Annotated in this window: 31 protein-coding genes and 2 tRNA genes; 18 read left to right on the forward strand and 15 right to left on the reverse strand. The window is 69.8% G+C overall.

Annotated features, from left to right (window positions below):
- The first annotated feature begins 1 nt into the window (after window position 1).
- Window positions 2-1,564 carry a radical SAM protein gene (locus HHX37_RS02420; RefSeq protein ID WP_259406136.1) on the forward strand — a complete coding sequence of 521 codons (1,563 nt, stop codon included), beginning with the start codon at window positions 2-4 and terminating at the stop codon, window positions 1,562-1,564.
- Window positions 1,565-1,586: 22 nt separating this feature from the next.
- Window positions 1,587-1,973: a hypothetical protein gene (locus HHX37_RS36110; RefSeq protein WP_259406137.1), complete on the forward strand. Its 387-nt coding sequence runs from the start codon at window positions 1,587-1,589 to the stop codon at window positions 1,971-1,973.
- Between the two features lie 30 nt (window positions 1,974-2,003).
- On the opposite strand, the gene HHX37_RS02430 is transcribed toward HHX37_RS36110, so the two are convergent.
- Window positions 2,004-2,669 carry a DNA-binding response regulator gene (locus tag HHX37_RS02430; RefSeq protein WP_182884354.1) on the reverse strand — a complete coding sequence of 222 codons (666 nt, stop codon included), beginning with the start codon at window positions 2,667-2,669 and terminating at the stop codon, window positions 2,004-2,006.
- 92 nt (window positions 2,670-2,761) lie between these two features.
- Here HHX37_RS02430 and HHX37_RS02435 point away from each other — a divergent pair, with 92 nt between their 5' ends.
- Both HHX37_RS02435 and HHX37_RS02440 read left to right on the forward strand, forming a co-directional pair.
- On the forward strand, window positions 2,762-3,637 hold the full coding sequence (locus tag HHX37_RS02435; protein ID WP_182884355.1) for an oxidoreductase: 876 nt from the start codon (window positions 2,762-2,764) through the stop codon (window positions 3,635-3,637).
- A gap of 383 nt (window positions 3,638-4,020) precedes the next feature.
- The gene (locus tag HHX37_RS02440) at window positions 4,021-5,202 is read left to right on the forward strand and encodes an ATP-binding protein (protein ID WP_182884356.1); all 1,182 of its coding nucleotides are present in this window, start codon (window positions 4,021-4,023) and stop codon (window positions 5,200-5,202) included.
- A gap of 105 nt (window positions 5,203-5,307) precedes the next feature.
- On the opposite strand, the gene HHX37_RS02445 is transcribed toward HHX37_RS02440, so the two are convergent.
- Window positions 5,308-6,162 (reverse strand): MauE/DoxX family redox-associated membrane protein, encoded by an 855-nt coding sequence (locus tag HHX37_RS02445; RefSeq protein ID WP_182881915.1) that lies wholly within the window; start codon window positions 6,160-6,162, stop codon window positions 5,308-5,310.
- A gap of 3 nt (window positions 6,163-6,165) precedes the next feature.
- Window positions 6,166-7,116 (reverse strand): hypothetical protein, encoded by a 951-nt coding sequence (locus tag HHX37_RS02450; RefSeq protein ID WP_310740242.1) that lies wholly within the window; start codon window positions 7,114-7,116, stop codon window positions 6,166-6,168.
- Window positions 7,117-7,350: 234 nt separating this feature from the next.
- Here HHX37_RS02450 and HHX37_RS02455 point away from each other — a divergent pair, with 234 nt between their 5' ends.
- Entirely contained in the window at window positions 7,351-7,890 is a 540-nt protein-coding gene (locus HHX37_RS02455; RefSeq protein ID WP_310738221.1) for a SigE family RNA polymerase sigma factor, read from the forward strand.
- Window positions 7,891-7,935: 45 nt separating this feature from the next.
- Here HHX37_RS02455 and HHX37_RS37490 read toward each other — a convergent pair whose 3' ends face one another.
- A complete protein-coding gene (locus HHX37_RS37490; RefSeq protein ID WP_220502539.1) occupies window positions 7,936-8,955 on the reverse strand; it encodes a thermonuclease family protein in 1,020 nt (339 codons plus the stop codon).
- A 135-nt stretch (window positions 8,956-9,090) separates the two neighbouring features.
- Complete coding sequence (locus tag HHX37_RS02465) at window positions 9,091-9,588, reverse strand: MarR family winged helix-turn-helix transcriptional regulator (protein WP_182884357.1); 498 nt, start codon at window positions 9,586-9,588, stop codon at window positions 9,091-9,093.
- 97 nt (window positions 9,589-9,685) lie between these two features.
- Here HHX37_RS02465 and HHX37_RS02470 point away from each other — a divergent pair, with 97 nt between their 5' ends.
- Together HHX37_RS02470 and HHX37_RS02475 are read left to right on the forward strand one after the other, a co-directional pair.
- On the forward strand, window positions 9,686-10,249 hold the full coding sequence (locus HHX37_RS02470; protein WP_182873052.1) for a YceI family protein: 564 nt from the start codon (window positions 9,686-9,688) through the stop codon (window positions 10,247-10,249).
- A gap of 311 nt (window positions 10,250-10,560) precedes the next feature.
- Window positions 10,561-10,650 (forward strand) — tRNA-Ser (locus HHX37_RS02475).
- A gap of 241 nt (window positions 10,651-10,891) precedes the next feature.
- On the opposite strand, the gene HHX37_RS02480 is transcribed toward HHX37_RS02475, so the two are convergent.
- Window positions 10,892-11,260: a bleomycin resistance protein gene (locus HHX37_RS02480; RefSeq protein ID WP_182884358.1), complete on the reverse strand. Its 369-nt coding sequence runs from the start codon at window positions 11,258-11,260 to the stop codon at window positions 10,892-10,894.
- 311 nt (window positions 11,261-11,571) lie between these two features.
- Between HHX37_RS02480 and HHX37_RS02485 the strand changes: the two genes are divergently transcribed.
- Together HHX37_RS02485 and HHX37_RS02490 are read left to right on the forward strand one after the other, a co-directional pair.
- A complete protein-coding gene (locus HHX37_RS02485) occupies window positions 11,572-11,934 on the forward strand; it encodes a nuclear transport factor 2 family protein (protein ID WP_259406138.1) in 363 nt (120 codons plus the stop codon).
- A gap of 254 nt (window positions 11,935-12,188) precedes the next feature.
- A complete protein-coding gene (locus HHX37_RS02490) occupies window positions 12,189-12,962 on the forward strand; it encodes an SDR family NAD(P)-dependent oxidoreductase (protein ID WP_182884360.1) in 774 nt (257 codons plus the stop codon).
- Window position 12,963: 1 nt separating this feature from the next.
- Here HHX37_RS02490 and HHX37_RS02495 read toward each other — a convergent pair whose 3' ends face one another.
- From HHX37_RS02495 to HHX37_RS02505, 3 genes are read right to left on the reverse strand one after another with little or no spacing between them, the layout of a single operon-like run.
- Window positions 12,964-13,503, reverse strand: coding sequence for a GNAT family N-acetyltransferase (locus tag HHX37_RS02495; protein ID WP_182884361.1), 540 nt, complete (start codon window positions 13,501-13,503; stop codon window positions 12,964-12,966).
- Window positions 13,504-13,548: 45 nt separating this feature from the next.
- Window positions 13,549-13,917 (reverse strand): barstar family protein, encoded by a 369-nt coding sequence (locus tag HHX37_RS02500; protein WP_117410409.1) that lies wholly within the window; start codon window positions 13,915-13,917, stop codon window positions 13,549-13,551.
- 8 nt (window positions 13,918-13,925) lie between these two features.
- Entirely contained in the window at window positions 13,926-14,339 is a 414-nt protein-coding gene (locus HHX37_RS02505) for a ribonuclease domain-containing protein (protein WP_220499363.1), read from the reverse strand.
- A 230-nt stretch (window positions 14,340-14,569) separates the two neighbouring features.
- On the opposite strand from HHX37_RS02505, the gene HHX37_RS02510 reads away from it, so the two are divergent.
- The gene (locus tag HHX37_RS02510) at window positions 14,570-15,085 is read left to right on the forward strand and encodes a DUF4142 domain-containing protein (RefSeq protein ID WP_182884362.1); all 516 of its coding nucleotides are present in this window, start codon (window positions 14,570-14,572) and stop codon (window positions 15,083-15,085) included.
- A gap of 81 nt (window positions 15,086-15,166) precedes the next feature.
- On the opposite strand, the gene HHX37_RS36120 is transcribed toward HHX37_RS02510, so the two are convergent.
- Window positions 15,167-15,289 (reverse strand): hypothetical protein, encoded by a 123-nt coding sequence (locus HHX37_RS36120; protein WP_259402020.1) that lies wholly within the window; start codon window positions 15,287-15,289, stop codon window positions 15,167-15,169.
- 335 nt (window positions 15,290-15,624) lie between these two features.
- Here HHX37_RS36120 and HHX37_RS02515 point away from each other — a divergent pair.
- A tRNA-Arg gene (locus HHX37_RS02515) sits at window positions 15,625-15,697 on the forward strand.
- A gap of 270 nt (window positions 15,698-15,967) precedes the next feature.
- Here the strand turns inward: HHX37_RS02515 and HHX37_RS37495 are convergent.
- Complete coding sequence (locus tag HHX37_RS37495) at window positions 15,968-17,155, reverse strand: cellulose binding domain-containing protein (RefSeq protein ID WP_182884363.1); 1,188 nt, start codon at window positions 17,153-17,155, stop codon at window positions 15,968-15,970.
- A 648-nt stretch (window positions 17,156-17,803) separates the two neighbouring features.
- On the opposite strand from HHX37_RS37495, the gene HHX37_RS36130 reads away from it, so the two are divergent.
- Entirely contained in the window at window positions 17,804-18,457 is a 654-nt protein-coding gene (locus HHX37_RS36130) for a DUF4277 domain-containing protein (protein ID WP_259406140.1), read from the forward strand.
- Window positions 18,426-19,136 carry a class I SAM-dependent methyltransferase gene (locus tag HHX37_RS02530; RefSeq protein WP_182884364.1) on the forward strand — a complete coding sequence of 237 codons (711 nt, stop codon included), beginning with the start codon at window positions 18,426-18,428 and terminating at the stop codon, window positions 19,134-19,136. Before HHX37_RS36130 ends, HHX37_RS02530 begins: the two co-directional genes overlap by 32 nt.
- Window positions 19,137-19,371: 235 nt before the next feature.
- Here HHX37_RS02530 and HHX37_RS02535 read toward each other — a convergent pair whose 3' ends face one another.
- Window positions 19,372-19,830, reverse strand: coding sequence for a hypothetical protein (locus HHX37_RS02535; RefSeq protein WP_182881922.1), 459 nt, complete (start codon window positions 19,828-19,830; stop codon window positions 19,372-19,374).
- A gap of 409 nt (window positions 19,831-20,239) precedes the next feature.
- Between HHX37_RS02535 and HHX37_RS02540 the strand changes: the two genes are divergently transcribed.
- The 4 genes from HHX37_RS02540 to HHX37_RS02555 all read left to right on the forward strand — a co-directional run bounded on the left by HHX37_RS02540 (window position 20,240) and on the right by HHX37_RS02555 (window position 24,112).
- Window positions 20,240-21,058 (forward strand): glycoside hydrolase family 16 protein, encoded by an 819-nt coding sequence (locus HHX37_RS02540; RefSeq protein ID WP_182884365.1) that lies wholly within the window; start codon window positions 20,240-20,242, stop codon window positions 21,056-21,058.
- A gap of 303 nt (window positions 21,059-21,361) precedes the next feature.
- Window positions 21,362-22,204, forward strand: a complete 843-nt coding sequence (locus HHX37_RS02545) for a peptidoglycan-binding protein (protein WP_182884366.1) — start codon at window positions 21,362-21,364, stop codon at window positions 22,202-22,204.
- Between the two features lie 42 nt (window positions 22,205-22,246).
- Complete coding sequence (locus HHX37_RS02550; protein WP_182881925.1) at window positions 22,247-23,143, forward strand: peptidase inhibitor family I36 protein; 897 nt, start codon at window positions 22,247-22,249, stop codon at window positions 23,141-23,143.
- Window positions 23,144-23,176: 33 nt separating this feature from the next.
- On the forward strand, window positions 23,177-24,112 hold the full coding sequence (locus tag HHX37_RS02555; RefSeq protein ID WP_182884367.1) for a SpoIID/LytB domain-containing protein: 936 nt from the start codon (window positions 23,177-23,179) through the stop codon (window positions 24,110-24,112).
- Window positions 24,113-24,171: 59 nt separating this feature from the next.
- Here the strand turns inward: HHX37_RS02555 and HHX37_RS02560 are convergent, their stop codons facing one another.
- Both HHX37_RS02560 and HHX37_RS02565 read right to left on the reverse strand, forming a co-directional pair.
- Window positions 24,172-25,122 carry an NBR1-Ig-like domain-containing protein gene (locus HHX37_RS02560; RefSeq protein WP_259403805.1) on the reverse strand — a complete coding sequence of 317 codons (951 nt, stop codon included), beginning with the start codon at window positions 25,120-25,122 and terminating at the stop codon, window positions 24,172-24,174.
- A gap of 61 nt (window positions 25,123-25,183) precedes the next feature.
- Entirely contained in the window at window positions 25,184-25,840 is a 657-nt protein-coding gene (locus tag HHX37_RS02565; RefSeq protein WP_182884368.1) for an NADPH-dependent F420 reductase, read from the reverse strand.
- 91 nt (window positions 25,841-25,931) lie between these two features.
- On the opposite strand from HHX37_RS02565, the gene HHX37_RS02570 reads away from it, so the two are divergent.
- Window positions 25,932-26,285, forward strand: a complete 354-nt coding sequence (locus HHX37_RS02570) for a winged helix-turn-helix transcriptional regulator (RefSeq protein ID WP_182884369.1) — start codon at window positions 25,932-25,934, stop codon at window positions 26,283-26,285.
- Between the two features lie 11 nt (window positions 26,286-26,296).
- On the opposite strand, the gene HHX37_RS02575 is transcribed toward HHX37_RS02570, so the two are convergent.
- Window positions 26,297-26,884 (reverse strand): TetR family transcriptional regulator, encoded by a 588-nt coding sequence (locus HHX37_RS02575; RefSeq protein WP_182884370.1) that lies wholly within the window; start codon window positions 26,882-26,884, stop codon window positions 26,297-26,299.
- Window positions 26,885-26,903: the final 19 nt, after the last annotated feature.

A 26,903-nucleotide genomic window follows, 5' to 3' on the forward strand; every position in this document is an offset into this window, starting at 1 on the left:
CATGGGAATGCCGCTGCGGGGAGACCGGATCCTCCGCTACGTCAACGCGTTCTGCCCCCGCTGCCACGAGGAGCGGCCGGACCGCCCGCTGGCGGAGGTGCCGCGGCTGTCCGGCTGGCTGGCCGCCCGTGACGGCCGCGTCTTCCTGGAGCGCGGCTGCCGGGCCCACGGCATGGTCAGGACCCTGTACGACGAGGACCCGGAGATCCTCGCCTACCTGGAGGAGTGGACCGCTCCCACCAAGGCCCACCTGCCCGACGTCGCGGGCAACTTCGACCCGATCCCCGAGGCGTACCTGCGGGGTCTGCCGGAGATGCAGACACAGCACACGTGCATCCTGCTGGAGGACGTGGCGGAGGCGTGCAACCTGCGCTGCCCGACCTGCTTCACCGAGTCCTCGCCCGACCTGCGGGGAGTCGTGCCGGTCCGGGAGGTGCTCGCCAACGTCGACCAGCGGCTGGCCCGGGAGAACGGCCGGCTCGACGTGCTCATGCTCAGCGGCGGCGAGCCGACGCTGCATCCCGACCTGCCCGAGTTGCTCGCCGGACTGGTGGCGCGGCCGGTCACCCGCATCCTCGTCAACACGAACGGCCTCCTGGTGGCCAGGGACGACGCCCTGCTCGACCTGCTCACCGAGCACCGCGAGCGCGTCGAGGTCTACCTGCAGTACGACGGCCTGTCCGCCGAGGCGTCCCGGCACCACCGGGGCGGCGACCTGCGGCGGCAGAAGGCGGAGGCGCTGCGCCGGCTGTCGGAGCGGGAGATCTTCACGACCCTGGTGATGACGGCCGCCCTCGGCGTCAACGACGGCGAGATCGGCGACGTGGTGCGCCTGGCCCTCGACACGCCCTACGTCGGCGGCGTGTCGATCCAGCCGCAGTTCGGCTCGGGACGGTCCGGCGTGATCGACCCCATGGACCGGCTCACCCACACCGGCGTGCTGAAGCGCCTCGGCCCCCAGACGGGCGGCCTGGTCACCTGGCGGGACCTCACGGCACTGCCCTGCTCGCACCCCCACTGCTGCTCGGTGGGCTACATGGTCAGGGACGACGCCGACCGGTGGCGCTCGCTGACGGCCCTGATCGGCCACGACCGTCTCAAGGAGAACCTCGGCCTGGTCTCGAACCGGATCGCCGACTCGGAGATCCCCCGCCAGCTTCGCATGGCCGTCCAGGAGTCGCTGCTCGGCCTGTTGTCGGAGCAGTCGTCGCTGTCCCACCCCGAGATCGGGAAGGTCTGGCGCGACATCTGCGAGAACTGTGATCTCGGGTTGACGACCCTGCTGACGCTCGCGTCGTCGGTGCTGCCCGGCCGGCAGCGGCGCCTGCGGAAGCTGCTCGGCGAACGGGTCGTCCGGATCACGGTCAAGCCGTTCATGGACATGTCCACGATGCTGGAGGAGCGCCTGACCCAGTGCTGCGTACACGTCGGCACCCGCTCCGACCAGGACCAGTGCGCGCCGTTCTGCGCGGTCCAGGCCTGGCCGGCGCTCGCGCGTCAGCGCCTGTCGGCCGTCGCCTCCGCCGACGCCGGTGTACGGCTGCCGCTCGTGGAGATCACGTGAGCCGCCGCGTCGCGGAGCGCGCGTGAGCCCCGGCGCCGGGCCTCGGGCGGGTGACCGGCCGGACGACCACCCCACCGGGGTCGCCTACGAACAGGCCCTCGCCGCCCAGGGCCGTACGCCCGGCCAGGCCCCGGCGGACGGTCAGACCCCGGCGGACGGTCAGGCGCAGCCGTATGATCCGCTGAAACTGTGCGTCTACGCCACGGTGGCGCTGCTCGCCTGGGTGTTCGGCGCGTGGGCGGTGCTCGCCTTCGCCGCCCTGGGCGTCGCCGGATACTGGCGGGCCCGCCGCGCGGGGCTCACGAGGAGCAAGTGCTATCTCCGTGACACCCGGCTCGTCCTCGCCTACCTGGGGCTGGTCGCCCTGGCCGCCGCCGCGGCCCTCGTGCTCCCGCACCTGCCCCGCTGAGCCGGCGGCCTGGGTCCGACCGGTGTCCGGCTATCCCGTGAGCCCGAGTTCGCCCGCGCGCAGCCCGGCCTGGAAGCGCGAACCGGCGTCCAGCGCCTCCATGAGCTCGGCGACGCGTCTGCGGTACGTTCGCACCGACAGGCCGAGGTGCCGCGCCGCGGTCTCGTCGGTGTGACCCGCGCCGAGCGCGCGCAGGACGGCCCGGCTGTCCTCGTCGAGGTGCGGCGCGTCGCCGCGCAGGTAGGCGGTCAGCTCGGTGGCCGCGTCCCAGGCGGCCGTGAAGAGGGCGTACACGCCGCTCACCAGCGTGGGCGAGGTGGTGACGGTGAACTCGCGGGGGCCGGGCCCGTCCCGTCCCGCGAGGATCATCACGCGCCGGTCGATGACGATCGTCTCGTGCGGCAGCGGGGTGGAGCTGATCCGCACCTCGACGCCCCTGGCCACGACCTCGCGCAGGTGCGTCCGCGAGGCCTCGTCGACGAGGGCGACGGGGGTGTAGAGCTTCCTGAAGGCCAGGCCGGAGCTGCCGGGGCCGGGCATCCGCCCGGCCACCGAGTGCCGGGCCCCGGGCTGCGACCAGGTGGCGAGGTCGCGGGCCGCGCACACGAACTCGTGCCGTACGCCGGTGAACAGATGACCGGCCCGGGCCACGAGCTCCGCGTCGCCGCGGACGGTGATGACCTGTTCGGCTGTCATTCGCCCATTATGACCCTCCATGACCTGGCGGGAGGCTGGCAGCTTGCTGCCACCGCGTTGGCCGCCGCCTCCCGCCGCGCGAGGCTGACGGCATGACGACTGACACGAACGCCGCGCTCGGCGGCGAGTTCCTCCTCGGCGGTGACCTGCCCGTTCACCGGCTCGGCTTCGGGGCCATGCGGCTGCCCGTCGGCACCTTCGACGGCGCCGTCCGCGACCCCGAGACGGGCGTCGCCGTGCTCCGCCGCGCCGTCGAGCTCGGCGTGGACCACATCGACACGGCATGGTTCTACCGGCGAGGGGGCGTGGCCGCCAACGACCTGATCCGCCGGGCGCTCGCGCCGTACGCGGACGGCCTGGTGATCGCGACCAAGGTCGGCCCCCTGCTCGGCGAGACCGGAATGCCGACCGGCGAGGCCGGCCCGGACGAGCTGCGCGGGCTGGTGGAGGACAACCTGCGCACCCTGGGCGTGGAGCGGCTCGACCTCGTGTACCTGCGGGTCGGCGGCATGAGCGGCCCGGGCGGCGCCTCCGTCTCCGACCGGTTCGCGGCCCTGGCCGAGCTCCGCGAGGAGGGGCTGATCCGGCACCTCGGCGTCAGCAACGTCGACGCCGCCCAGCTCGACGAGGCCCTGTCCATCGCCCCGGTGGCCGCCGTGCAGAACAGCTTCCACGTGCAGGACCGGGGCGACGCCGAGCTGCTTGCCCGCTGCGAGAAGGACGGCATCGCCTTCGTCCCCTTCTTCCCGCTCGGCGGCGGGTGGCGGCCCATCGACCAGACGCGTCTGGCGGCGGTCGTGGAGCGTCACGGGGCGACCGCCCCGCAGATCGCGCTCGCGTGGCTGCTGGCGATCTCGCCCGCGCTGCTCGCGATCCCCGGTACGGGGGTCCTCGATCATCTGGAGGAGAACATGGCGGCGGGACGGATCCACCTGACGCCGGAGGACCTCGCCGCCCTCGAGGACTGAAGCCCTCCTGACCGGAGTCGAACGACGGCGTTTGGCGGAGCTTTTTCACCGAACGCTCGCGCACATGTTCGATGAGGCGCTACAGTCATGGGCACCGGATCGAACACGGGTTCGGTCGAGTCCCGGCAGGTGAGGAGTGTGCGATGGCTGTGCCGACGGTGTCCGCCGCCCCCGCTCCCACTCCCGCCCCCGGCCTCGCCGGCCCGGCTGCGTTCGGCCGCGGCGTACCCTCCCCGGCTCCGCCCGTCGTCGTCCCGGTCGTGCCGGCCCAGGCTCCGCCCGCCGTCGTGCGGTGCGTGCCCGGGCCGCGCCGGGCGACACGCCGTAGCGCTTTCTACGGAAATCTACGACGGCCGCTATATCCCGTCATAAAGTCCGAGAGCGTGGACCCCGTGCGCAACCCCTACGCCCCCGGCGCCGGACAGCGCCCCCCGGAGCTCGCCGGACGCGATCGCGAGCTGCAGCAGTTCGAGGTCGTGCTGGAGCGGGTGGCCCGGGGCCGCCCGGAGCGGAGCATGGTCCTCACCGGTCTGCGCGGTGTGGGCAAGACGGTCCTGCTCAACACCTTCAAGTCCATGGCCATGCAGCGGCTGTGGGGCACCGGCAAGATCGAGGCCAGGCCCGACCAGTCGATCCGGCGCCCGGTGGCCGCCGCGATGCACATGGCCATCAGGGAGCTCGCGCCCCGGCACCGCGCCCCCGAGCGGATCGAGGAGTTCCTCGGCGTGCTCAAGGCGTTCGCCATGCGCGATCCCGCCGCCGCGAAGGGCACGTCCCACTGGTCGCCCGGCATCGACGTCCCCGCCGCCCGCGGCCGGGCCGACTCCGGCGACCTGGAGATCGACCTGACCGAGCTGTTCGTCGACGCGGCGGGTGTGGCGACCGACCTCGGCGTCGGCATCGCGCTGTTCATCGACGAGATGCAGGACGTGCAGGCGCCGGACGTCTCGGCTCTCTGCGCGGCCTGCCACGAGCTGTCGCAGAGCGGTGGCCCGCTGATCGTCGTGGGCGCCGGCCTGCCGCACCTGCCGAGCGTGCTGTCGGCGAGCAAGAGCTACTCCGAGCGGCTGTTCCGGTACGCCCGCATCGACCGGCTCGACCGCGACGCCGCCGACCTGGCGCTGATCGTCCCGGCCGGCCGCGAGGACGTGGAGTTCACGCCCGACGCGCTCGACGCGTTGTACGAGGCGGCCGACGGCTACCCCTACTTCGTCCAGGCGTACGGCAAGGTCGCCTGGGACCTCGCGCCCCGCAGCCCCATCACCGCCGAGGACATCAAGGTGTCCGCGCCGGAGGCGGAGGAGGAGCTGGCCGTCGGCTTCTTCGGCAGCCGGTACGAACGGGCCACTCCCGCGGAGCGCGACTACATGCACGCGATGGCCCAGTTCGGCGACGACCCGGTGCCGACGGCCGAGGTGGCCGAGGCGCTCGGCCGCAAGCCGTCGAGCCTGTCCCCGGCCCGCGACAGCCTGATCAAGAAGGGCCTGATCTACAGCGCCGAGCGCGGCGTGATCGGGTTCACCGTGCCCCATTTCGGGAGGTTCCTGCGTGCCCAGCCGGTCTGAGGCGGCACGCCCATCGACCTCTCTACGGCTTTCTAGAGGGGAAGCTAGAGAGCCGTAGAGAGCTGAAGTGAAGCCCTCGATGCGGGAATCTACGCCTGTATAGCGTCAGGCCGATACAGGGGTAGATTCCCGCAGAGAGGCGTCCGTACGGTCACCGGCGGCGGCCGCGACGCGGCCGTCCGCTCCGACCACGGCGACGCGGACGGCGGGACGGCGTCCGCTCAGGTACACCGCGAAGACCACCTCGGCGCCGTCCCGGGCGGGAAACACGAAGAAGCGCCAGCACAGCTCGCGCCACATGTCGGACGGCTCGTCCGTCACCAGCGACCCCGCGTGCGCCCGCCACGCCGCACTGCCGCGCAGGCGGGACAGCGCCCGTCCGGAAGGCAGCGCCCGCTGCTCGCACGGCGCCCGGTGCCGTACGCGGGCGGCGACCTCGTCGATCTCCGGCGAGAGGACGAGCAGCAGCAGGACGAGGCCGCCGGCGATCCAGGCCGCGGTCCCCCGCGGCAGGACGGGCCGGGCCATGACTCCGGGCAGACCCGGGACGTTCCCGGCCGCGACGAGAACCGCCATCGCCGTCAGCGCGGCGGCCCGTCCGATCGACCGCAGCCCGACCGGCGCCGCGCTGACCTCCCCGAAACAGCCGCACCCGACGTCGGGCCGCCGCCTGCGCAGGTCCCACAGGACATACGTCGCGATCGCGAAGAACACCACCGGCGACCAGCGCGTGACGGGGTGGTCCAGCACCAGCGATCCGCCGGCCAGGGCGAACTCGGTCAGCGCGCAGGCGATCATCGCGGGCCTGGCGAACCGCTCCGGCGCGAGCGCGACCGGGCCCAGCCGGGTCAGCGCGCCCGGCGACGCCTCACGGCCGGCCGTGGCCAGCTTGGCGACGCCGCCCAGCGTCAGCGTCAGGGCGAGGACCGGTAACGCGGCCGTCGCGATGATCGTAAGCACCGGTCACCCCAATCCGACGCGGGCGTTGAAGCAGCCCTTGGTCAAGTCTCCCCCAAGAGCCACGTAGGACGACGCCGACAGTTCCACGAGCCTCCCGCGCGGGGAGGTGCCGCATTCGAGGCAGCGGTCGCAGAACCGCCCGGCGAGGCACCCGCACGCCACGATCGGCAGCGTGTCCGCCCGTCCGTCGCACACGTTCCGTACGCGCAGCAGCGAGCCCAGCGCGAGGTACGGCAGGCCCGCGCAGGAGACACCCGCGTCATCGCAGCCGGTGTCCTCGGATTCGAGCACGGGATAGGCCGCGCCGTCCTCCGGAAGGTCCGCCCACACGGCCGTGCCCGCGACGCTCGCCTGGACCCCTCCGTACGCCGGGGGAGCCGGGGGCGACGCCGAGGCGTGGTACGGCGGTTGCGAGGTCGCGGGGAGCTGCGCCAGTGACGTGCCCTGGTCGAGCAGGCCGATGGCGTCGAACAGATACCCCGGCTCCAGCTTCGGGTGCCGCACCCGGATCCGCCCCGAGGAGCGGTACGGGATCACAATGGAGCGTTCCCGGCGATGCGGACCGCAGTCGAGGTCCACGGTGAGGTCCCGGGTTCCCCGGACGTCACGGATGACGCCGGTGATCCGTGTGACGTCGGCCCAGATGCGCTCGGCCACCGTGCCGGACCGCAGCGCCCTGATGACCACCCGCGACCCGATGGGCAGGTCGGCGGGCGCGACGGCGCCGCCGCGCCAGGCGGTCGCCCACGGCGCGATCACCAGGCGCCGCTGCCGGCCGTCGTCGGCCTCCACGATGATCAGATGCGGGCTGACGTCGATCACCTCGCCGTCGACCACGTCGAACGGCGCCTCCTCCTCCGGCGACCGCGGCGCGGGCCCGGGATCGCGCCCGAGCGCCGCCGCGGCCAGCATGCGCCGTCGCGCTCCGGCCCGGTGCGGTAATGACCCTTCCACGTCCTCCAGCCTCACATGCCGGGGCGGGATGGAGATGCCGTTTTCCGGGCGATGGTGGCGTCCGGGATCAATATTCCTCCTCCCGGTGCAAGGGGTTGCCACCCGCCGAGGGCAAACCACCGCCCGGGTGGGATTACGGCCCGTCCGGCCCGCCGCTACCGGCTTGTCCGGTGTTTACGCAGGCCGGGGCGAAACCTGAATTCCGGCTCAGTCGGATCCGATCGCGTGGCTGCGATTCTGGCACGAGATGCCTCTCTGGCCGGGTTGGTGATCCTGAGCGTGAAGCACGAGGAGTTCCACACGTACGTCCAGTCCCGCGGGGCGGCGCTGCTCCGGGTCGCCAACCAGCTGACCGGCAACCCCAGCGACGCCGAGGATCTGCTGCAGACCGCCCTCACCCGCACCTACCTCGCCTGGGACCGCATCCGCGACCGGTCGTCGCTCGACGGTTACGTGCGACGCGCGATGGTGAACATCAACATCTCCTGGTGGCGGCGGCGCAGGCTGGAGGAGTACCCCTCGGAGTCCCTTCCCGACGTACCGGCGCAGCAGGACGCGCGGCACCGGTACGAGGAGTTGGAGCAGGCGCTCGACCGGCTCCCCACCCGGCAGCGTACGGCGATCGTGCTGCGCTACTACGAGGACATGACCGAGCCCGAGATCGCCAGGACGCTGGGGATCAGCGTGGGCACGGTCAAGAGCTCGGTCTCGCGGGGCATGGCGAAGCTACGCGGCGATCTGGTCGTCCCCGAACCCCGGGAACGGGTGAACTGACCGCCGCGCGCCTCACCTCCCGCGCTTCATAAGGCCCCGCGCTTCTCAGGTCTCGCAGACCACGCCGTCGCTGTCGCTGTCGACGTACCAGTCGTACTCGACGTCGATGCCCCGGACATACGGCCCGTAGCCGGCCCTGTTGGCCTCCTCGCAGGTGCCGAAGCGGGGATCCGTCGAGCCGTCGTCGTCACCCGTCGCGGTCGGAGTGGGGGTCGGCGTCGCAGTGGGCGTCGGGGTGGGCGTGGGCGTGGGAGTGGTCGTGCCGCCGGTCAGGCCGTCGGGGTCCGGGCTCGCGGACGCGCCGGGCGCGGGAGAGGCGCCGTCGGCGGGCTCCACCGCGAGGTCTCCGGACGATCCGGGCGGAACCTGGATCGAGCCACGCTTGTCGTAGGTGTCGGCCGCCCAGCAGGGACCCGACCACATGCCCCGGCCATCGGCCTGCGCGCGCATCTGCTCGGCGAACTGCCAGTCGGTGTAGCTGTGGTCGGGGAGGTAGGGCACGGCCTGGGCGAACCCGCTCCTGACCATGTCGCCGTTGACGTACAGGCCCTTGGGCGACCACGTGTAGATGAGGACGCGGTCGTTCTCGGTCACCTGCTCGGAGGCCCGCACGTAGGCCGGCTTGCCGACGGGAAGCAGCGCCTTGAGCCGCGCGACCGCGCCTTCGTACCAGCAGTCGCCCTTCTCCGGCGCGTCCGCCTCCAGGAGACCGATCCGTACGGTCCGGCCGCTGGCGGTCACCACGTCCAGGGCGTCACCGTCCACGATCTTCTTCACCGTCACCTCGACGGCGTCCTTCGGCACGGTCTTCGGCCGGGGGGTCTTCGTGGCCTTCGCGGTCGTGCTCGGGGTGGCGCTGGGGCTCGGCGTCGCGCTCGCGCTCGGGCTGGGGGTCGCGGCCGGAGTCTGGGACGGGGTCGGCGTCGGGCTCGGACTGGCGCTCGGACTGGGGCTCGGGCTCGCGGCGGCGGTGCTGGCCGCGGCGAAGGCGCTGGTGGACGCGGCCACAGGAACCGCGAGGACCGCGGTGGCGAGGATGGCGAGTGCGTGTGAGGGGAAACGCACGAGTGCTCCATTGGCTTGGGTACGGGGGACACGTCGGCTTCGTGGAGCCGTTTCCTGGACTACGGAGTCCACCAGAAAACGATCGTATGCGCCAGTCCGTCCGGTCAGTTCCCTCGAATCACGATCCTCTGCGGCTCAGCCCGTCCTCGTCCGCGACGGCCTGCCGGCTCCGTCCGCTCCCGCGGTCGCGCAGGGCCGTACGACGTCGCGGATCACCCGCAGGGTCTCCAGGAACTCGGCGAGCCGCTCGTCGTTCAGCAGGCCGGTGAACCAGGTCTCGATGTCCTTGATGTGCTCGGGGAGCACCGTGCGCAACCGCTCCGCCCCCGCCTCACTCAACACCGCGTACGACGCGCGGCGATCGCTCGCGCACGCGTGCCTCTCGACGAGTCCCTCGCGCTCCAGGCGGTCGACGACACGGGTGATCCCGCTGGTGGACAGTGAGGTCTGGGCCGCGAGGTCGCTCATCCGCAGCCGCCGCTCGGGCGAGCGGGCCAGCCGGATCAAAGTCTCGAAGTCGACCTCGGACAACCCGGCGGTGACCAGGGTGGGGGTGGTCTTGGCGGCCAGCCCGGCGAAGACCTCCGCGAACAGGCCCATCGCCGTGAGCCGCGGGTCGTCGAATGGATCCATGGTCCAAGTCTACGCCAGAATAGTTGACGCGAGGAATATCCTCGGGTAGAAATTTGCTCAGTGAGACATCCGCACCGCAACGATCTGGGGAGTAGCCATGAGCATCCGTGAGTGGGAGGGCCTGAAGGTCCCGACGGCCGGCGAGTTCGCGCTCGACAAGGCGCACACGCGCGTCGGTTTCGTCGTCAAGCACATGATGGTCAGCAAGGTTCGCGGGCACTTCGCCGACTTCGAGGGCAAGATCGCCATCGCCGAGAACCCGCTTGAGTCCTCCGTCGACGTCGTCATCAAGACCGGCACGATCGAGACCGGCGCGGCCGACCGTGACGGCCACCTGCGCAGCGACGACTTCCTGGGCGCCGACAAGTTCCCCGAGATCACCTTCCGCAGCAAGCGCGTGACCGGCCTCTCCGGCAACGAGTTCACGCTCGTCGGCGACCTGACGGTGCGTGACGTCACCAAGGAGGTCGAGCTCAAGGTCGAGTTCAACGGCGCGGCCAACAACCCGTGGGGCCAGGAGATCTTCGGTTACTCCGCCGAGACCGAGATCGACCGCGAGGACTTCGGCCTGACCTGGAACCAGGCGCTGGAGGCCGGCGGTGTCCTCGTCGGCAAGAAGGTCAAGATCGAGATCGAGGGCGAGGCCGTCCGTCAGGCCTGAGCCTGTGGACTGCACCGGCGGAAATCCACACCTTGTGCACAGCCGTCATCCACAGCCTGTGGACGACGGCTGTGCCCTTGTATAACGCCAGCTCACCCGGCGGTCGAGGACATCCTGCCGTACGCACCGGCGCGAGTCTGTGCGCCGCTCGCCGACCCGCACGGCAGCCCTCCAGCCCCGCCGAAGCCCGCCCGGAGCGGGCCCGCTCCGGTGCCGCGACGCGGGTGGTCGAGACGGTGCCACGCCCCACCCGGCAATCCGCTTTGCCGCGTTGCGCGATCGCCGGTACGCTGTGCTGAGCAGCGCTCCCAGGAGGCTTCGCCTAGTCAGGTCTATGGCGCCGCACTGCTAATGCGGTTTGGGTCTTAAGCCCATCCGGGGTTCAAATCCCCGAGCCTCCGCAGTTCAGAGCCCCTCTCGTCCTCACCGACGAGAGGGGCTTTTTGATCTTCAACAGGCCTCTGGTTGCAGTTCTGGTTGCAGTTGTCCTCGGTCCTCGCCCCACAGGGCGGCTCCGATGCGCTCGCTGGCGTCCTTCACCTGGGGACTGGCGATGTAGTCATGAGTCGCCGGCGCGTTCGTGTACGCGGCACCGTCGGGGTGGCCGTCCGGCGAAGTGGGAGAGCTGATTACGTGATCAGATCACGGTAAGGGCGAGCCGACGCGATGCAGTGTTCCGTCAGGGTCGACATAGCCGAACTCCCGAAGTCCGTATGGAGTGTCGTGAGGCTCGCCGAGGCGGCCGGCGACGCCCGCTGCGACCCATTCGGCGTGAAGGGCATCGGCGTCTGAAACATAGATGTACACGGCCGCAGCAGTGCGCGCAGGGTCGTGCTCGTTCCACTCGGTGAGATGGAGCGACACCGGCCCCCGAGCGACGAACCCATATCCAAGGTCCTCATCGGACTGCCGCGCCGCAAACCCCAGGTGACGGTAACGCTCAAGCGCGACGGCCAGATTGCGGACGGGGATCACAGGCGCCACGCCCTCGAAGACGACCTTGCTGTCCATGCCCTCTCCTACGGCTGTCGGCGCCGAACGTCGATGCGAGGCTACGCGGCGGCCCTGACAGTTTCAGAGGGCCCAGGTAGCTCAGCGCCTCCCGGCTCCGGGGAGGTGCCGTACCGGAGAGGCGGGGTGTGCGCATCCACGCAGGTCACGGCCCGCTCGAGTGGTAGTTTCCACCGCTGCGGCCTGGCGACCTGTGAGAGATCTCCGATCCGGGTGCGGCAACAAGATCCACACCCTTGCGCTAGTTGTACGCCATCCTTCGCCCCGTATCGTCCGCATCAGTGATCCCGTCTGCGTGAGAATGGACCGGCATGTCCGACGATGCGGTGCTACGCGTTTTCCGATCAGTGGATTCGTTCGATCCCGACGAGTTCGGGCGGCTGCTAGCCGAGGACGCCACGCTGGTGTTCGGCAACGCCGAGCCGTTGGCGGGCCGTGAGGCCATCGTCGCGGGCATCCGGGAGTTCTACTCCACCATCGGCGGCCTGCGGCACCGGGTCGTCCGTACCTGGCAGGTGGACGCCGACGTCATCGCCGAGACCGAGGTGACCTACCGGAGGCTCGACGGCAAGGACGCGAGCGCCGTAGCCGTGTCCATCTGGCGCACCCGCGACGACGGCCTGATCTCCGACTACCGCATATTCGTCGATCTTTCCCCCATCTACGCGGTCTAGTGATTCGGCCACAGGTGAGGAGGAGCTGGAGCGGCGCTTCCTGGCCCTCTTCCAGGAAGACCACTGACGCGCCTACGTCATCGATGCCGATCGGCTCGACGAGCGGCTGAACGACCGTCCAGGACAACCCGGCTTCAAGGAACTGGGCGACATCAAGCAGGCGCTGGTAGTGCGCGACGAGTTCTGCATGTGCCATGGTCGATTGATCACAGGTACACACCTCCACCCGGGGTGACTTCGATGGAGGGGGCGTTGTGGGCTCTTCGTACGTTGTCACCGGGGGTGGGCGGGGCATCGGCCGGGCGATCGTCGAGCGACTCCTGGGCGACGCGAACACCGTCGCCGTGATCGAACTCGACCCGGCGGCGCTCGAGTGGATCCGTACTCACCCCGCGGGTTCCCGGCTGATCGCGGTGGCAGGCGACGCCGCCGACGAGACCGTCACGGAACGGGCCGCCGACCTGGCGCAGGCGGCGGGCCCGCTCGCCGGTTGGGTCAACAACGCCGCCGTCTTCCGCGCCGCCTCGCTCGACTCCCCGTCGGCGAGTGAGCTCCTGGCTCTCATCGGGGCCAACTTCAACCCCGTGGTCGCCGGTTGCGTGACGGCGATCCGCCGCTTCCTCGACGCCGGTACGGCCGGGGCGATCGTCAACGTCTCGTCCCACCAGGCGCAGCGGCCGGTGCGCGGCTCCCTGACGTACGCGACGGCGAAGGCCGCGACCGAGGGGCTCACCCGGGCGCTCGCCGTCGACTACGGCCCGCGGGGCATCCGGGTCAACGCCGTCGCCCTCGGCTCGATCAGCACCGAACGGTACGAGGCGTTCCTCCGCCGCCAGGAGCCCGCGGCGGCCGAGCGGATCGAGAACGAGATGGGACTGCTGCACCCCCTCGGCAGGGTGGGCCGTCCGGAGGAGGTGGCCGCCGCCGTCGCCTACCTGCTCTCCGCCGACGCGAGCTTAGTCAACGGCGCGATCCTTCCCGTCGACGGCGGACGGTCGGTGCTCGGACGCGACCCCGAGGAGGCATGAGTCACGCGCGGTTCTTCCAGTCGTCGGCGAGCAGACCGTAGAGGAGATCATCGGTCCATTCGCCCTTGAACCAGGTGTGCTGGAGGCGCAGCCCCTCCCGCCGGAAGCCCACTCGCTCCAGGAGCCGTGCCGAGCTCGTGTTGCGGGCGTCGCACTCGGCGGAGACGCGCCGCAGGCCGCGCCGCTCGAACAGGTCACTTAGTACGGCCCGCACCGCCTCGGTGGCGTACCCCCGGCCCTGCCATCGGGCGGCGAGAGTGAAGCCCAGCTCCGCCTGCATCCGGTTCTCGTGCAGGTTCACCCCCACGTCGCCGATCAGGCACTCCTCGGCCCGAAGCGCCACGGCGTACTGGAACCACCCGGGCTCCTCCGGGTCCCGCGAGGAGAACGCGGTGACGAGCGAGACGGCCGACTCCACCGGAACGGGGGCGGTCCAGCTCTGGCAACGCGCGACCACCGGGTCGGAGCGGTAGGCGGCGAACGCCGGCGCGTCCTCCGGCCGGAACCGACGCAGGAACAGCCGTGGCGTTTCCAGGAGCATTCGCCGATTCTCGCAGCGGGCAGCCCGGTGCGGGCCGCGGAAGGGTCAGGCGAGGCCCTCGGCCGTACGCCGGCGGAGTGGCGCCTCGTGGGCGGAGTCGGTGCACAGCGTCAGGGTCAGCCCGTCCTCCGCCGCCCCGGCCAGTACGGCCAGCAGGGTGGCGAACTGCTCGGCGGGTTCGGCGGCGAGCAGGTCCCCGGCGTGTTCGACGACCAGATGGACGTTCCCGATGTCGCGCAGCGAGTCGGTCAGCGCGTCCCAGTTGTGGCCGAAGTAGCCGGGGAGGCGCAGCACCCGTGCCACCTCCGCGAAGAAGGCGGCACGGGTACGGCAGGCCCGCCCGTCGACGACCGCCGGGGCCCGGCCGGTGGTGATCGTGAGCCATTCGGGCAGCGGACGCGGGGCGGAGGTCATAAGGATCCCTAGAGCCGGTAGAAGTCGGTGTAGTGGTTCGGCGAGAACCAGGTCACGCCGGTGCTCCGGTTGACGACGATCCGGTAGGCGTCCCGCGCGGCGCCGCGGGCCCGGGAGTACACGTCGTACTCGTAGTAGGTGGCACCGCTGGGCAGCTGGCCCTCTCTGTTGTAGAAACGGCCGCCGGTGTAGTTGTACTTGCCATCCGGCCAGGAGTACCAGCCGGCGCTGGTCGGGTATCCCTTCCCGGCCCAGATCGCGTTGGCCGAGCGCGCGTCGGCGCAGCGCGAGATGGTGCAGGAACCGTAGACCGCCGCGCTGGCGGGAACGGTGCCGGTCACCGTGGTCAGGGACACGACGGCGGCGATCAGGGCGATGAACCGGGCCGGCCAGGACGACCGGAAGCGTCGCGGAGTCCGCACGAGACCTCCTTGCAGAGGCGAGGGGGATGGACAATCGCCAGCATCACCCCGAATTCGGCCCGAACCAAGGTAAAGATCGCCAAAGGTATGGTGAACTCCCGGCCGCGCCGCCGTACACGCTCGGTTCCCCGTGAACGGGCCGGTGGGTATGACACCTGACAACGAGTATGCCCGGATGGTCGAGTACCGATCAGCCGGTGCTCGCCGTCGGGCGAGGATCGGGGGATCCGATGCTGAGATCGCTCATCGTCACGGTCGCGACCGTGATCGCGCCGCTGTCAGGGGGCACCGCCGCACACGCCGCGCCGCCGGATGCCAGCGACCAGGACAAGGCGTTCCTGGTCAGTGCGCATCAGGACAACCTCACGGAGATCGAGGGCGGCCACACCGCCGAGAAGCAGGCCGGAAGCCAGGCCGTCAAGGACGCCGGAAGCCGGTTGGTCAAGGACCACACCGCCCTCGACGAGCAGGTCACGAAGGTCGCCGCGGAGTACGGGGTGGACCTGCCGGGCGAGCCGACGGAGAAGCAGCAGGCCGAACTGCGGAAGTTCGCCGCCAAGAGCGGCGCCGCGTTCGACCGGGCCTGGGTTCCGGCGCAGGTCGAGGACCACCGTATGACCCTGGTGGCGCTGGACAAGGAGGCGTCGACCGGTTCCTCCGAGAAGGTGCGGCGGCTCGCCCGGGACACCAAGCCGGTGGTGCAGGAGCACCTCGACCTCATGGAGAGCATCCAGCGTGGCGGGTGAGGGCCGGTGCCGGCCGGGGCGGGTCTCCTGGCCGGCACGTCCCCGATCCCCTGAGCGATCCGGCTTCCGCGGGGACGGCTCTTACCGGAACAAGGCCACGACCAGCCAGATGACCAGCGCCCAGAAGACCAGACCCGCGACCACGGCCGCGACGAGCCCGCGAAGGCGGTACCGCCTGCCGGGCGGGCCTGGTGGCTCGTTCACGTTCCCTCCCGCGGGGCGGCCCGGTGTCCGCCTGCGTGCCCTGCTCATATACCCCGGGTACGCCTCTCCTGTCGCCACGAAGTCATATCCGTCACAGAGAGTGATGGCGTGGCAAGGGTCCCCCGAGGACCAGTGTGCGCATCGGCGGCGCGCCAAGGTAGCCATGCGGCCGATTCCGGCCAGCTCGTTCGCCGAGCGGCTCCTGCCGTGCGCGGACGGTCCCCGCGTACGGGTCGGCTTGACCGTGCGCAGGGCGGATTATTGGCGCAAGCAGGGGTGAGGGGTCTGGTAGAGTTACACGCGTTGCCGAGCACAGCAAGTGAACAGGCAGCCAGGCGGCCGTAGCTCAATGGATAGAGCATCTGACTACGGATCAGAAGGTTGGGGGTTCGAGTCCTCCCGGCCGCGCAGCACGAAAGCCCAGATCATCAGCCGATGACCTGGGCTTTCTCGTGTTCCAGATCAGTTGCCGGTGTCCGGCTATGTCCGGCCGTCAGCCGTTGACTCCGGTTGATCTTTCCCGATGCCTTCCCACAGAGTCTCGCAGACCGACAGCACACCGTGCCATTCCTTGGTCCGGTGCCGCAGACGGTCCCTGACGTTTCGGCGGCTTTCCTCAGACGATGGGGCTTGTTCCCGTTACGGCCAGTGCATGCGCCGGCGCCTCCGCTGCGCCGGTCAGGCGGCTGAGCATTTCGACCCGTTGAGCGCGTACTCCACGGGCCGCGAGTTGGTGCCGGTCCAGGTGCCGATGAATCCGAAGGAGACGGTGGCCCCGCCCGCGATGTCCGGATTCCAGTCGGCGTGGGCGACCGTGGGGGACACGCCGTTGGATACTTGGACGGCGTTCCAGATCTGGGAGATCGTCTGGCCGTTGGCGAAGGTGAAGGTGAGCCGCCAGCCGTGGACGGTGGTCTTGCCGGTGTTGAGGATCTTCACGTCGGTGTGGAATCCGCCGGGCCATTGGCTGTTGATGGTGTAGGTGACCGTGCAGCTGGTGGGTGGGAGCACGGTCGGGCTCGGCACGGGGACACCGTAGTCGAGAGTGTTGGGCGCCGGCGAGATGTTGCCCGCCGCGTCCAGGGCGCTGACCCAGAAAGTATGGAGGCCGGGGGTGGCGATGCTGAGGGTCTGGCTGGTCGTGGTGCCCGGAACGGTGACGAACTCGGCGTGGACCGTCCCGCCGACCTCGTACCACTGGTGGCCGACCAGGTAGCTCACGACAGGCACGCTGCCGGACGCGGCCCAACTCACGGTGGCGGTTGACCCGTTGACCGTCAGCATCTGATTGCCGGGGTAGCCGTACGGGTACCCACCAGACGGCGACGGCGACGGCGACGGCGACGGCGGCAGACAGGACGCCGACCAGCATCCCGTGGTGGCTTGGCCAAGTCCGGAGGCGTTGCCGGCAGCGTCCACGGCCGTGACCGTGTAGACCTCGTGCCCCTCAACGTGGCTGACCGCGAACGAGGTGCCCGTCACGAAGTAGCGGTAGAACTGTTCGGACTGGTTGATGTTACGCAGGATGTAGTAGCCGACCACGCCGACGTTGTCGGTGGCGGGCGCCCAGCTGACCACGACGGTCGGTCCGCACTCGGTGAAGACCGGCCCGCCGTGCGGCGTGGGCGGCACGGTGTCGCCATTGGCCACGGCTGGGCTCGCCGTCCCCCATGGAATGAGCGCCGTCGGCGACGTGGGGCAGATGGTCGGCGTCGTGCTCGGGGTCGGCAGGACGCCCGCAGTGCTGCTCGTCGTGGGGGTGGCCGCTGCGGGAACTGCGGACTGGATGGTCGCCGCACCGGCAGTGCCGGCGACCAGCCCGATGCCGGCGACCACGGCGGCCAGCATGGCGAGCACGACGCTCACGGAGCGCGCACGCGGACGAGGCCGGGTGGGGGCAGCCTCGGGTACAGGTATGACAGGTTGGTGGGTCATTGGGGCCTCCGGGGGACGGCTTAAACAAGCGAACTCTCAACAAAGGCGGTCCCATACTACGGATTCGATCATCGATATGCGTTCATCATTGGATGCGCCTGGACAACCTCGTGCCAGCGTTCGGGGAGAACGGTCAATGGGGCGCCGCGGGCGCGCTGTGAAGTCGGATCCTGTTGTTGTTCGGAATCGCGGCCGTGTCGTTTTAGATTCGAATTGTGTACGCGACGCCCTACGTGAGGGTGATCCCCTGGGCTGCGGGCGGAACGGACTCAATCTCCCGGACCGGCCCCTCAGTGCTGGTGGACCGTGATCGGCCACAGCGCAAGGTGTACGCCGCACGGTGGGCGGTCGGCCAGGAAGATGCGGGCGCGGTCAGCAGCTGCGTGTGACCTTGAGGATGGTCGGGACCAGATTCCTGGAGCGTCTATTGACGCAACGCAGGCTGCCTCAAACACATCGCAGGCATCTGTCACGTCGTGACGAGCGGATGCTGTTCGGCAGTGAGAGCGGCTAGCCCCATTTTCCGCAGGTCGGGTTGATTGGAGATCGCTGGGTTGCTGTGGTGATCGTTGTTTCGGTATGACCTGGCTGGTGAGACAGCGTGCGCAGTGGGGCGGGGCCAGTGTCGAGAAGATGCTTGGGGCGTTGCCGGTTATCGCGGGGTTTTGTGCGCGGTTACGGATCCGGGAGTTGGCGGATGCGGCCTGCCCGGTGCGGGATGTCGCGGAGCTGACTCGTGGGCAGGTGATCGAGGTGCTGGTGGCCAACCGGCTGACCTCACCCGCGCCGCTGGTGCACGTGCAGGAGTGGGCGCGTGCCTGGGCGGTGGGCGAGGCCTTCGGTATCGAGCCTGATCTGCTCAACGATGACCGCATCGGCCGCGCTTTGGATGCCATCGCCCCGCATCTGGACCTGCTGGCCGGGTCGGTCGGGCTGGCCGCGATCGAGGCGTTCGGCCTGGACGTGACGCGCCTGCACTGGGACATGACCTCCATCTCGTTGCACGGCGACTACGACGATGCCGATCCCGCCTTCGCCCGCCCGCGATTCGGCCAACAGTCTGTGGAGGTGGAGCGGAGTGCGTGTCCAGCAGTCCGTACGCACCGGCGCCTTGGCGATCACCCGCCACCGGTCGGCAACTACCGCGGCCGGGACTTCCCGCGGCCGGCCCGCCCGGCATTCGAGGAAGTACCCTTGGCTGGTGTTCTCGCCTCAAGGCCCGTCGCTGCGTGAACTGGTGGTCCAGGCGCTGTCCTCGGTCGAGCGCGGCTACGACCTGCTCGCCCCGAAGTTCGAACACACGCCTTTTCGCACCCCCGATAGCGTTCTTGACGCAACCGCCGACGCTCTGCGTCCGCTCGGGCCGTTCGGGAAGGGACTGGACGTGTGTTGCGGCACCGGTGCGGGCATGCGGATCCTCAACCCCCTGTGCCAGGGACGGATCACGGGCGTCGACTTCAGCACCGGCATGCTTGCCCAGGCGCGCCGGGCGCACCCGGACGCTGAGTGGGTACAGGCCGACGTTCGAGACCTGCCCTTCGCCGGGGCGTTCGACCTCGCGGTCAGCTTCGGAGCGCTCGGACACTTCCTGCCCGCCGAACGGCCCTCGCTGTTCGCCGGGGTGTACCGCGCGTTACGGCCTGACGGGCTCTTCGCCTTCCCGATCGTCGCGCCGCCCCCCATCACGTCGGGCTGGTACTGGGCGCTGCTCGGATTCGACCTGGCCATGCAGGTGCGCAATGCCGTGTGGCGTCCCCCCTTCGTCATGTACTACGGCACCTGCCCGCTGCACGCGGTCCGCGATGACCTGACAGCAGCCGGATTCACCGTGACGACAGTCCCTTTGACGGCCCTTGGCCGACGCGAAGATGGCAGCCCGCGCTGCCGGCTTGTTCTCGCACGCAGAACTTAGGTGTCCAGGTACTGGCGAACTCGATAGAGCAGGTGCAGCACCTGTCGCGCCGGATCACGGTGCGGTCAAGGCCCGATCTGGGTGAACGGAGCCTTCATCCGATATCCGCTTCTCGGTATAAGAGGTCGACCCCCGCTCCAACGGAGCGCTCTTGCCAACGCGGCTGCTGACAACAGCCGCGCTTGGCCGCGAGCAGCTCGGCCTTCTCTGGGTGGCCTCGGCGCTTGGGGCTTCGCTACCCGCAGTTGCCAAAGGTCTTGCGGCCACCGGTCGCCTCGGCGAAGTCCAGCCGGGTGTCTCGGGTGCTGCCCCAATACGAGACGCACTTGCCGCGCGCCTTCACCTTGACCGGCCCGGCGTAGTACTTGAATTTGCCCGCGTCGGTCTTCGGCTTGCTGCCCTTCACCGTCAGGGTGGCGGTGGTGTAGGTGGCGGTCCGGTAGAAGGCGGTCTTGATGCTGACCACGCAGTTGTAACCGGTCCTGCGGTTGTACATGAGGTAGACATAGCCGAAGGTGTCACGTCCGGACTTGAGGGGACGGGAGCCGTCCTTCACCCGGGCGAACCCCGCCCCGCAGACGCCCTCGGGGGTGTAGGGGGAGGAGGCCGCGTACGCCGTGTATGCCGGGTTGGCCGCGAGAACGCCGACGGCCAAGGCCGTCACGGCGACGACCTTCGTAACAGACCTGATCACTTGTCTACCTTCCGATGGTGGACCGGGGCGCATGCCGCAGCGGATCACCCATCGATCTTGGCTTATCCCTTACTTCCCGGCAATGGGCACCGGGAAAGGCCTGGCCGAAAGGCCGGTGCCCCGTATCGCGGCGAGAGCCCAGGCGGCCTCGCACCAGCTCGCCGGGCCCCGAGGTGTTGGAGGACCTCTTGGGGTGCGCGGGCGACCCAGTGCCTGATCGCCGCGTAACAACGGATTACAGCTGCTCGAAAAGCGGCCAAGGCGAGGGCTCAGGAGGCCATCGCCGCATCGAAATGTCTCCACGCTTTCGGGGATTGCCAGAGCATCTGGGTGTGCCTTCCCGACTGACGTTTGGGCGTCGGCTTGCTTGAGATACGCTCAGGTTTCCCAGTCGCGCCAGGATTGCCGCATGAGCGAAGCCGTGGACAGAACGCACCCGCCGGACCCGGTGACGAAGGCCGGCTATGTGCTGGAGTTCGAGGACACCTTCGACGGAGACACGCTCGACGAGCATCGCTGGATCCCGCGTTACCTGCCCCAGTGGACGACGCGTGCCGCCTCGGCCGCCCGACATCGGATGGGCGACGGGTGCCTGCGCCTGCTGATCGAGGAGGACCAGCCGCCGTGGTCGCCGGAGACGGAGGGCCGGATGCGCGTGTCCTCGCTGCAGACGGGCGTGTTCTCCGGACCTGTGGGCAGCGGCGTCGGCCAGCATGGGCGGGGCCGGGCCGTCGTGCGGGAGGCGCAGGACGAGGTGCGGCTCTACACCCCGCACTACGGGCTGATCGAGATGCGCGCCAGGGCCGCCGACGACCCGCGTGCCATGGTCGCACTGTGGATGATCGGCTTCGAGGACGCGCCCGAGCGGTCCGCGGAGATCTGCGTCTGCGAGATCTTCGGGCGTGACGTACGACCGGAGGCGGCGGCCGTCGGTATGGGCGTCCACCCGTTCGGCGACCCGGCGATCACCGACGAGTTCGCCGCCGAGGTCCTCCCCATCGACGTACGCGAGTTCCACGTGTACGCGGCCGAGTGGACTCCGGATCGGGTGACGTTCTTCGTGGACGGCCGGCACGTCAAGACCGTCCGGCAGTCCCCGGACTATCCGATGCAGCTCATGCTCGGGATCTACGAGTTCCCCGACGCGGAGGGGCCCGAGCGGGTAGGGCCGTACCCCAAGGAGTTCGTGGTCGACTATGTGCGGGGCTACCGGCCCGTAGAGCCCTAATGATCAGAAGGTCGGGGGTTCGAGTCCTCTCGGCCGCGCACATCACAGAAGGCCCGTTACCAGGATCACCTGGAAACGGGCCTCAGTGTTCTCCGGGCTCGAAACGGCGTCCGTCGCCGCTCGCTTCGAGGCGCCCGGACGTCTCGCTCGTCACGTAATCACCTGTCAGGCGGCGCGGACGCCTGTACGGCGAGCCTGTCGAACAGGCTGACAACACGATCTCGTTGTGGACAGCGCGAGGGATCCGGAACCGTGGATCCCGCCGCAGGACTCACCTGCCGGCGCTCGCCACCAGGAGAAACGATGAAGCTGCCGCCATGCGCCGCCGCCCTCGCGGCCCCCCTGCTCGCTTGCCTGACCGGAGCGTCCGGGATGCCGGCGGCACAGGCGGCCGACGTCGGGGCCCTTCCGAGGGTGGACATGGAGGCCACGGTCAAGGCGGCCCAGATCGACCCGCGGCGGTCCGACGACAGGCCGACCCCGGGCGCCAAGGCCGGCGTGCTCCTTGTCGAGCGGGCGCTGCGCGACCGGCACCTGCTCGACGCGAAGTGGGTGGACGGTTACTTCGGCGCCACGACGGTCGTCGCCTTCACGAAGTTCCAGAGGTCGCTCGGCCTCACTGGTCTCGCCGCCAACGGACTTCCGGGAAAGGCGTCGCTCACCAGGCTCGGAGCCGGTCGTTTCACGGTCACCCGCATCATCGGGCCGGGCGCTCGGGTGGCCGTCGGGGGCGTCGTCGTCGACGCCCGCACGCGGCGCATGCTGGCCGAGGCGGAGCGGCTGCTCGGCCGCGACCTCGTGCTGTTGCAGGGGTCGTACAACCGCGGCGGCGACCCCACGTCCGCGGGTACCCACGACGGCGGAGGCGTCGTCGACATCTCGGTCGAGGGGATGGGTTCCGCCACCCGCACCGCCGTCGTCCGCGCGTTGCGACGTGTCGGCTTCGCCGCCTGGGTGCGTAACCCCGATCAAGCCGACTGGCCGTGGCACATCCACGCCGCCGCAATCAACGACACCGACCTCTCCAGCCAGGCCCAGCACCAGATCGGTGACTACTACCTCGGCCTGAACGGGCTCGCCGGCCGTGGCCCGGACGACGGCCCGAAGGTGACCATCCGCACCTGGGAGGAGTACCGGCGCCGCTGACCATCCGAAACCCAGGCTGCACAGACAACGAAGGAGAACACCATGGGAACGCTCAACAGGATCCTCACCACGGCGGCCGCCGCGACGGTGCTCGGCGGGACGGTGCTGGCCACCGCCTCGCCCGCCTCGGCGGCCACCCGCAACGGGGTGTGCGAGACCGGCGAGTTCTGTTACTACTTCAACAGCGGCACCAAGGGATCGCTGTCGGACTTCACCGGGTCCGTCCCCGACTACGGCACCCGGCAGCCCTCCTGCTTCGACTTCAAGGGACCGGGCGCAGGTAAGGGCAAGTGCGTCAAGAACGCCGCCGCCTCGGTCTGGAACCGCAGCGGCAAGACCGTCCGCGTCTACTTCAACAGCAACTACGGCGGCAGTATCTACCAGGACTTCGCGCCCGGCGCCAAGGGCAACCTCAAGCCCGGCCTGAAGAACCAGAACGCCTCCCACCAGTTCGGCCCGTCGTCATCGGTGCGCGTCAACATGTCGTACGCGCTGTACAAGGCCGGCGGCGGCTATATCAGCTGCGGCTTCGACGGTTACGTCCACACCTCCGGCCGGCACGAGGGCATCGACATCACCCGCAGGGTCGGTTCGGCTGTCCACGCGCTGACGAGTGGTCAGATCATCAACGTCGTGTACGGGCGCAACGGCGGCTCGGGGCTTTCCACGATCGCCGTCTACAACGCCTCGCTGAACAAGACGATCATCTACCTGCACTCCGCTCCGCTGTCCTCGCTGCGGGTGGGTCAGCAGATCTCCCGTGGCCAGGTCATCGCGAAAGAGGCGTGGCACGGGGTGTCGTCCGAGAACAAAGCGCACACCCACGTGGAGATGCGCCCCGGACGGCAGACGCGGGCCGCCAAGAGCGTCGGCGACTCGACTCTGAGCAACCCGAACCCGAACTCGTTCTGGATCTCCCAGGGCTACAACGTCCGCTAGCGACCGGGGCCTCTGACGAGGAGGAAGGCAACTGTGTCTCCACGAACCGCACGGCTGATCTCGCCTCTGGCCGCGATGGCGCTCGGCGGGGCGGTGCTCGTCGCCGCCTCGCCCGCCTCGGCGGCCACCCGCAACGGGGTGTGCGAGACCGGCGAGTTCTGTTACTACTTCAACAGCGGCACCAAGGGATCGCTGTCCGACTTCACCGGGTCCGTCCCCGACTACGGCACCCGGCAGCCCTCCTGCTTCGACTTCAAGGGTCCGGGCGCAGGTAAGGGCAAGTGCGTCAAGAACGCCGCCGCGTCGGTCTGGAACCGCAGCGGCAAGACCGTCCGGGTCTACTTCAACAGCAACTACGGCGGCAGTATCTACCAGGACTTCGCGCCCGGCGCCAAGGGCAACCTCAAGCCCGGCCTCAAGAACCAGAACGCCTCCCACCGGTTCCTGAGCTCCGCACCGCCGACCGGGTGCAAGACCGACGGGACGCACAGCAGGCTGCCCACGACGATCCTCGTCTATCGGAAATCCCTCAACCGCGTGGACCGGGTGGAGTTCAAGACCTACATCAAGAACGTCCTGCCCAACGAGTGGCGGTCGCACTGGCCGAAGGAGTCCCTCAAGGCCGGGGCGATCGCCGTCAAGAACTTCGGCTGGTACTGGGCGCTGAGGTCGGCGAGCAGGACGCCGAGCGGCCAGTGCTACGACGTCACCGACCACACGTCCAGCCAGATGTACAAGCCCGGCTCCGCGACGGCGGCGACGAACGCCGCGGTGGACGCCACGTGGGGCATCCGGATGACGCGTGATGGGAAGATCTTCAAAGCGCAGTACTGCTCCACGACGACGGCCTGCGGCCATTGGGTCACCGGCGACTGGATGTCGCAGAACGGCTCTCGCGACAAGGCCGAGGCGGGCTGGAGCTACGCCAGGATCCTCAGGTACTACTACAAGGGGATCGTTCTCAGCTGAACCCCCGGAGACCGTCCGCCCCTGTTCCCCGCCGTGCCGCGTACGGCGGGGAACAGGCGTCAGCCGACGATGACCTGGAAGTTGAGCGGCCGGCCTCCGGGGAACGCGACCCGTCCCGAACCCTCCATCATCTTGAACCGCACGTAGCACAGGCCCGGCTTGCTCGGCGTGGTGATTTCGGTCCGGATGTCGACCGTCTCTCCGGGTCGTGTGTCCTTGATCGGTATGTCGGAGACGGTCTGGCATTGATCAGGTCGCTGCGGGAGGTCGAGGCGATGCAACGAATATCCCTTCCACGGCACCGTCCCGGCGTTCTTGAGCCGCCACACCTTGGTCACGGTCTGGCGGGGGCCGACGCGCGTGCAGTCGGTGAGCGTGATGTCCCCGATGAACTTCGCCGAATCACCCTCGTGCGCGGGTGGGCTCCACGGCGGGCTGGTGGCGTGTATCGGGCAGTCGGCCGCCGACAGCCCGGAGTTCGACGGGCTCCCGGACGGGTTCGAGCTGTGCCCGTCGGCCCCGGAGCCACGACTGACGGCGACCGCGATGAGGACCGCTGTCACCGCACCGACGGCCGCTACCGCGAGCGCGGCCGGGCGGATCCGCCGGAATCGTCCTCGGTCCTCTGGCGCGGAGGGGACCGGCCGGACGTCGCCCGCGATCTCACCGCCCGGCCGTGAGGTTCGCGACTCGGGAGCGCTGGGCGCGCTATGGCCTTCCGCGACGTTCGCGGCGGAGGCTTCGGGTCCGGCGCCCGCCGATCTGACCGCCAGGTTCGCCCTCTCCCAGCGTTCGCGGTACGCGGCCGGGTCCGCGCCGCACGCCTTGACGAACTCGACGGTGGTCTCCCAACTGGGGAGCCGGTTGCCCTTCGTCGCCTCGTGCAACGTCGTGTGTGAGATCGCCCCCGACCGGCCGGACATTTCTCGGAAAGGTGGGTTGCCGACCGATTTGCGGAGTTCTCGCAGTGCCGCCGCGAAGTCCTCGATCGCCTTCGCCCGTGCAGGCATGTCGTCCACCGGGTGAAGCTAACAGCGCTCACAGTATTCGCTCAAGCTCAGGGAGTCGCGATCATGACCCCGAGGCTCGGAGGAGCGCCGGGTCCACGTCGGGAACGGCGAGTCTCGGGTTGTGGCCCGCTGCGACGACCCTCATGACGAATCCGGCGGCCTCCTCCAACTGCCGGGCGCTGCCCAGCCCGCCGACCACCGCGGTCCGTCCGCCGAGATCCCGGATCAGTGTCGCGGCGCGGTCGAGGGCTTCCGGCTCGTCGCCGCAGATCGCCACGACCGGCGCCGACTCCCGCGGACCCACGTATGGCCATGAAGCTCCGGCGAACAGGTGGAGCGCCTTCACCACGAGCGCACCGGGAGCCGCCTGAGCCACGAGTGCCGCCGCCGAGCCGGACGCCGGCTTCAGTTCACCGGTCGCGTAGTCGACCGGGTTGGTGCAGTCGATCACGGTCATGCCGGTCAACGCCCCTTGGGGGCCGCCGACGAGGGACACCGCGGTCTCCAGCCCTTCCCAGGCGATCGCGATCACGAGCGCATCGACCCGGGCCGCGAGGCCGGCGGGGTCGGCGGCCTCCGCCGCAGGGCCGATCCGGTCGGCCGCCCTGCGGGCGTGCGCCGGGTTGCGCCCTGCCACCAGCAGCGAATGCCCGGCCGCGGCCCAGGCTCGGCCGAGCGTCACGGCGAGGTTCCCGGTGCCCAAGATCCCCAGATTCACAGCGATCTCCTCTGTCTCGAAAAAGCTTCGTGGGAGACGCTACGAACGAGGCTCCTACCATCCGGTAGGCGACCGATGCGAGACTGGATCCGTGATCGAGGGGTCCTGTGAGACATTCGTCTCCGACTGCCAGGTACGCGCCGCGGCCGAGCTCATCAGCCACGCCTGGGATCCCGTCGTGCTCTCAGCCCTACGCCTGGGCCCGACGCGACGCAGAGAACTACTCACGCGTATCGCGGGGGTCAGCGACAAGGTCCTGACCGAGGCCCTGCGACGTCTGCTGGCGCGCGGACTCATCGTGAGAAGCGGTGGCGCCGGCCAGGCAGGCGCGGTCTACCAGCTCTCCCCGCTGGGCGAGTCGTTCGCGAACGGCCCCCTCGCGCAACTGGCGCAGTGGGCCGCCGACAACCTGGACGACCTCATCGCCTCGTCGGCGACGTCCTGACCTGACGGCCGTCACCGTGCCCGGATGCCGTCGAGGATGAGCGAGACGACGCTCGCGGCCTCCGCCTCGATCTCGGGGGACTGCCACTCCGCGGCGTGCCTGGGATCGACAAACCGGGTGCTCGCGTTGAAGACGGCTCGCGCGGTCGCCTCCGGATCGCAGGGCGCGAAGTCGCCGCCGGCCACCCCGTCGGCGACGACGGCGCGGATCTGGTCGAGCAGGAACGCGAGATGGGACCGCGACCCGGCGCTGTGCTCCGCCGCCAGCACCCGGAAGGTGGCGAACAGTTCCGGGTCCTCCCTCGCCTTCGCCCATTTGACGGCGAACATGGCGGTGAGCAGGCCGCGTAGCCGGTCGGGCGGGGTCAGTCCGGCGTCCTGAACCGCCGCGACGAGATCGTCTCGCACCCGGTCGAGCCAGCGCCGGATCACGGCCTCGCGCAGCGCCGCCTTGGACGGGAAGTGCCGGTAGACGCTGCCGTGGCTCACTCCCAGCAGCCGCGCGACGTCGAGCACCGTGGTCTTCTCCGGACCGTGGCGGCGCAGCAGCTCCTCGGTCGCCGACACGATCGTCTCCGCGTCGAGTGGCTCTCCGCGCATCGGATCTCCCTGTCGAGCT

Source organism: Microbispora sp. H10885 (assembly GCF_014161415.1).
In the GTDB taxonomy this organism is placed as follows: Bacteria; Actinomycetota; Actinomycetes; order Streptosporangiales; family Streptosporangiaceae; genus Microbispora; species Microbispora triticiradicis.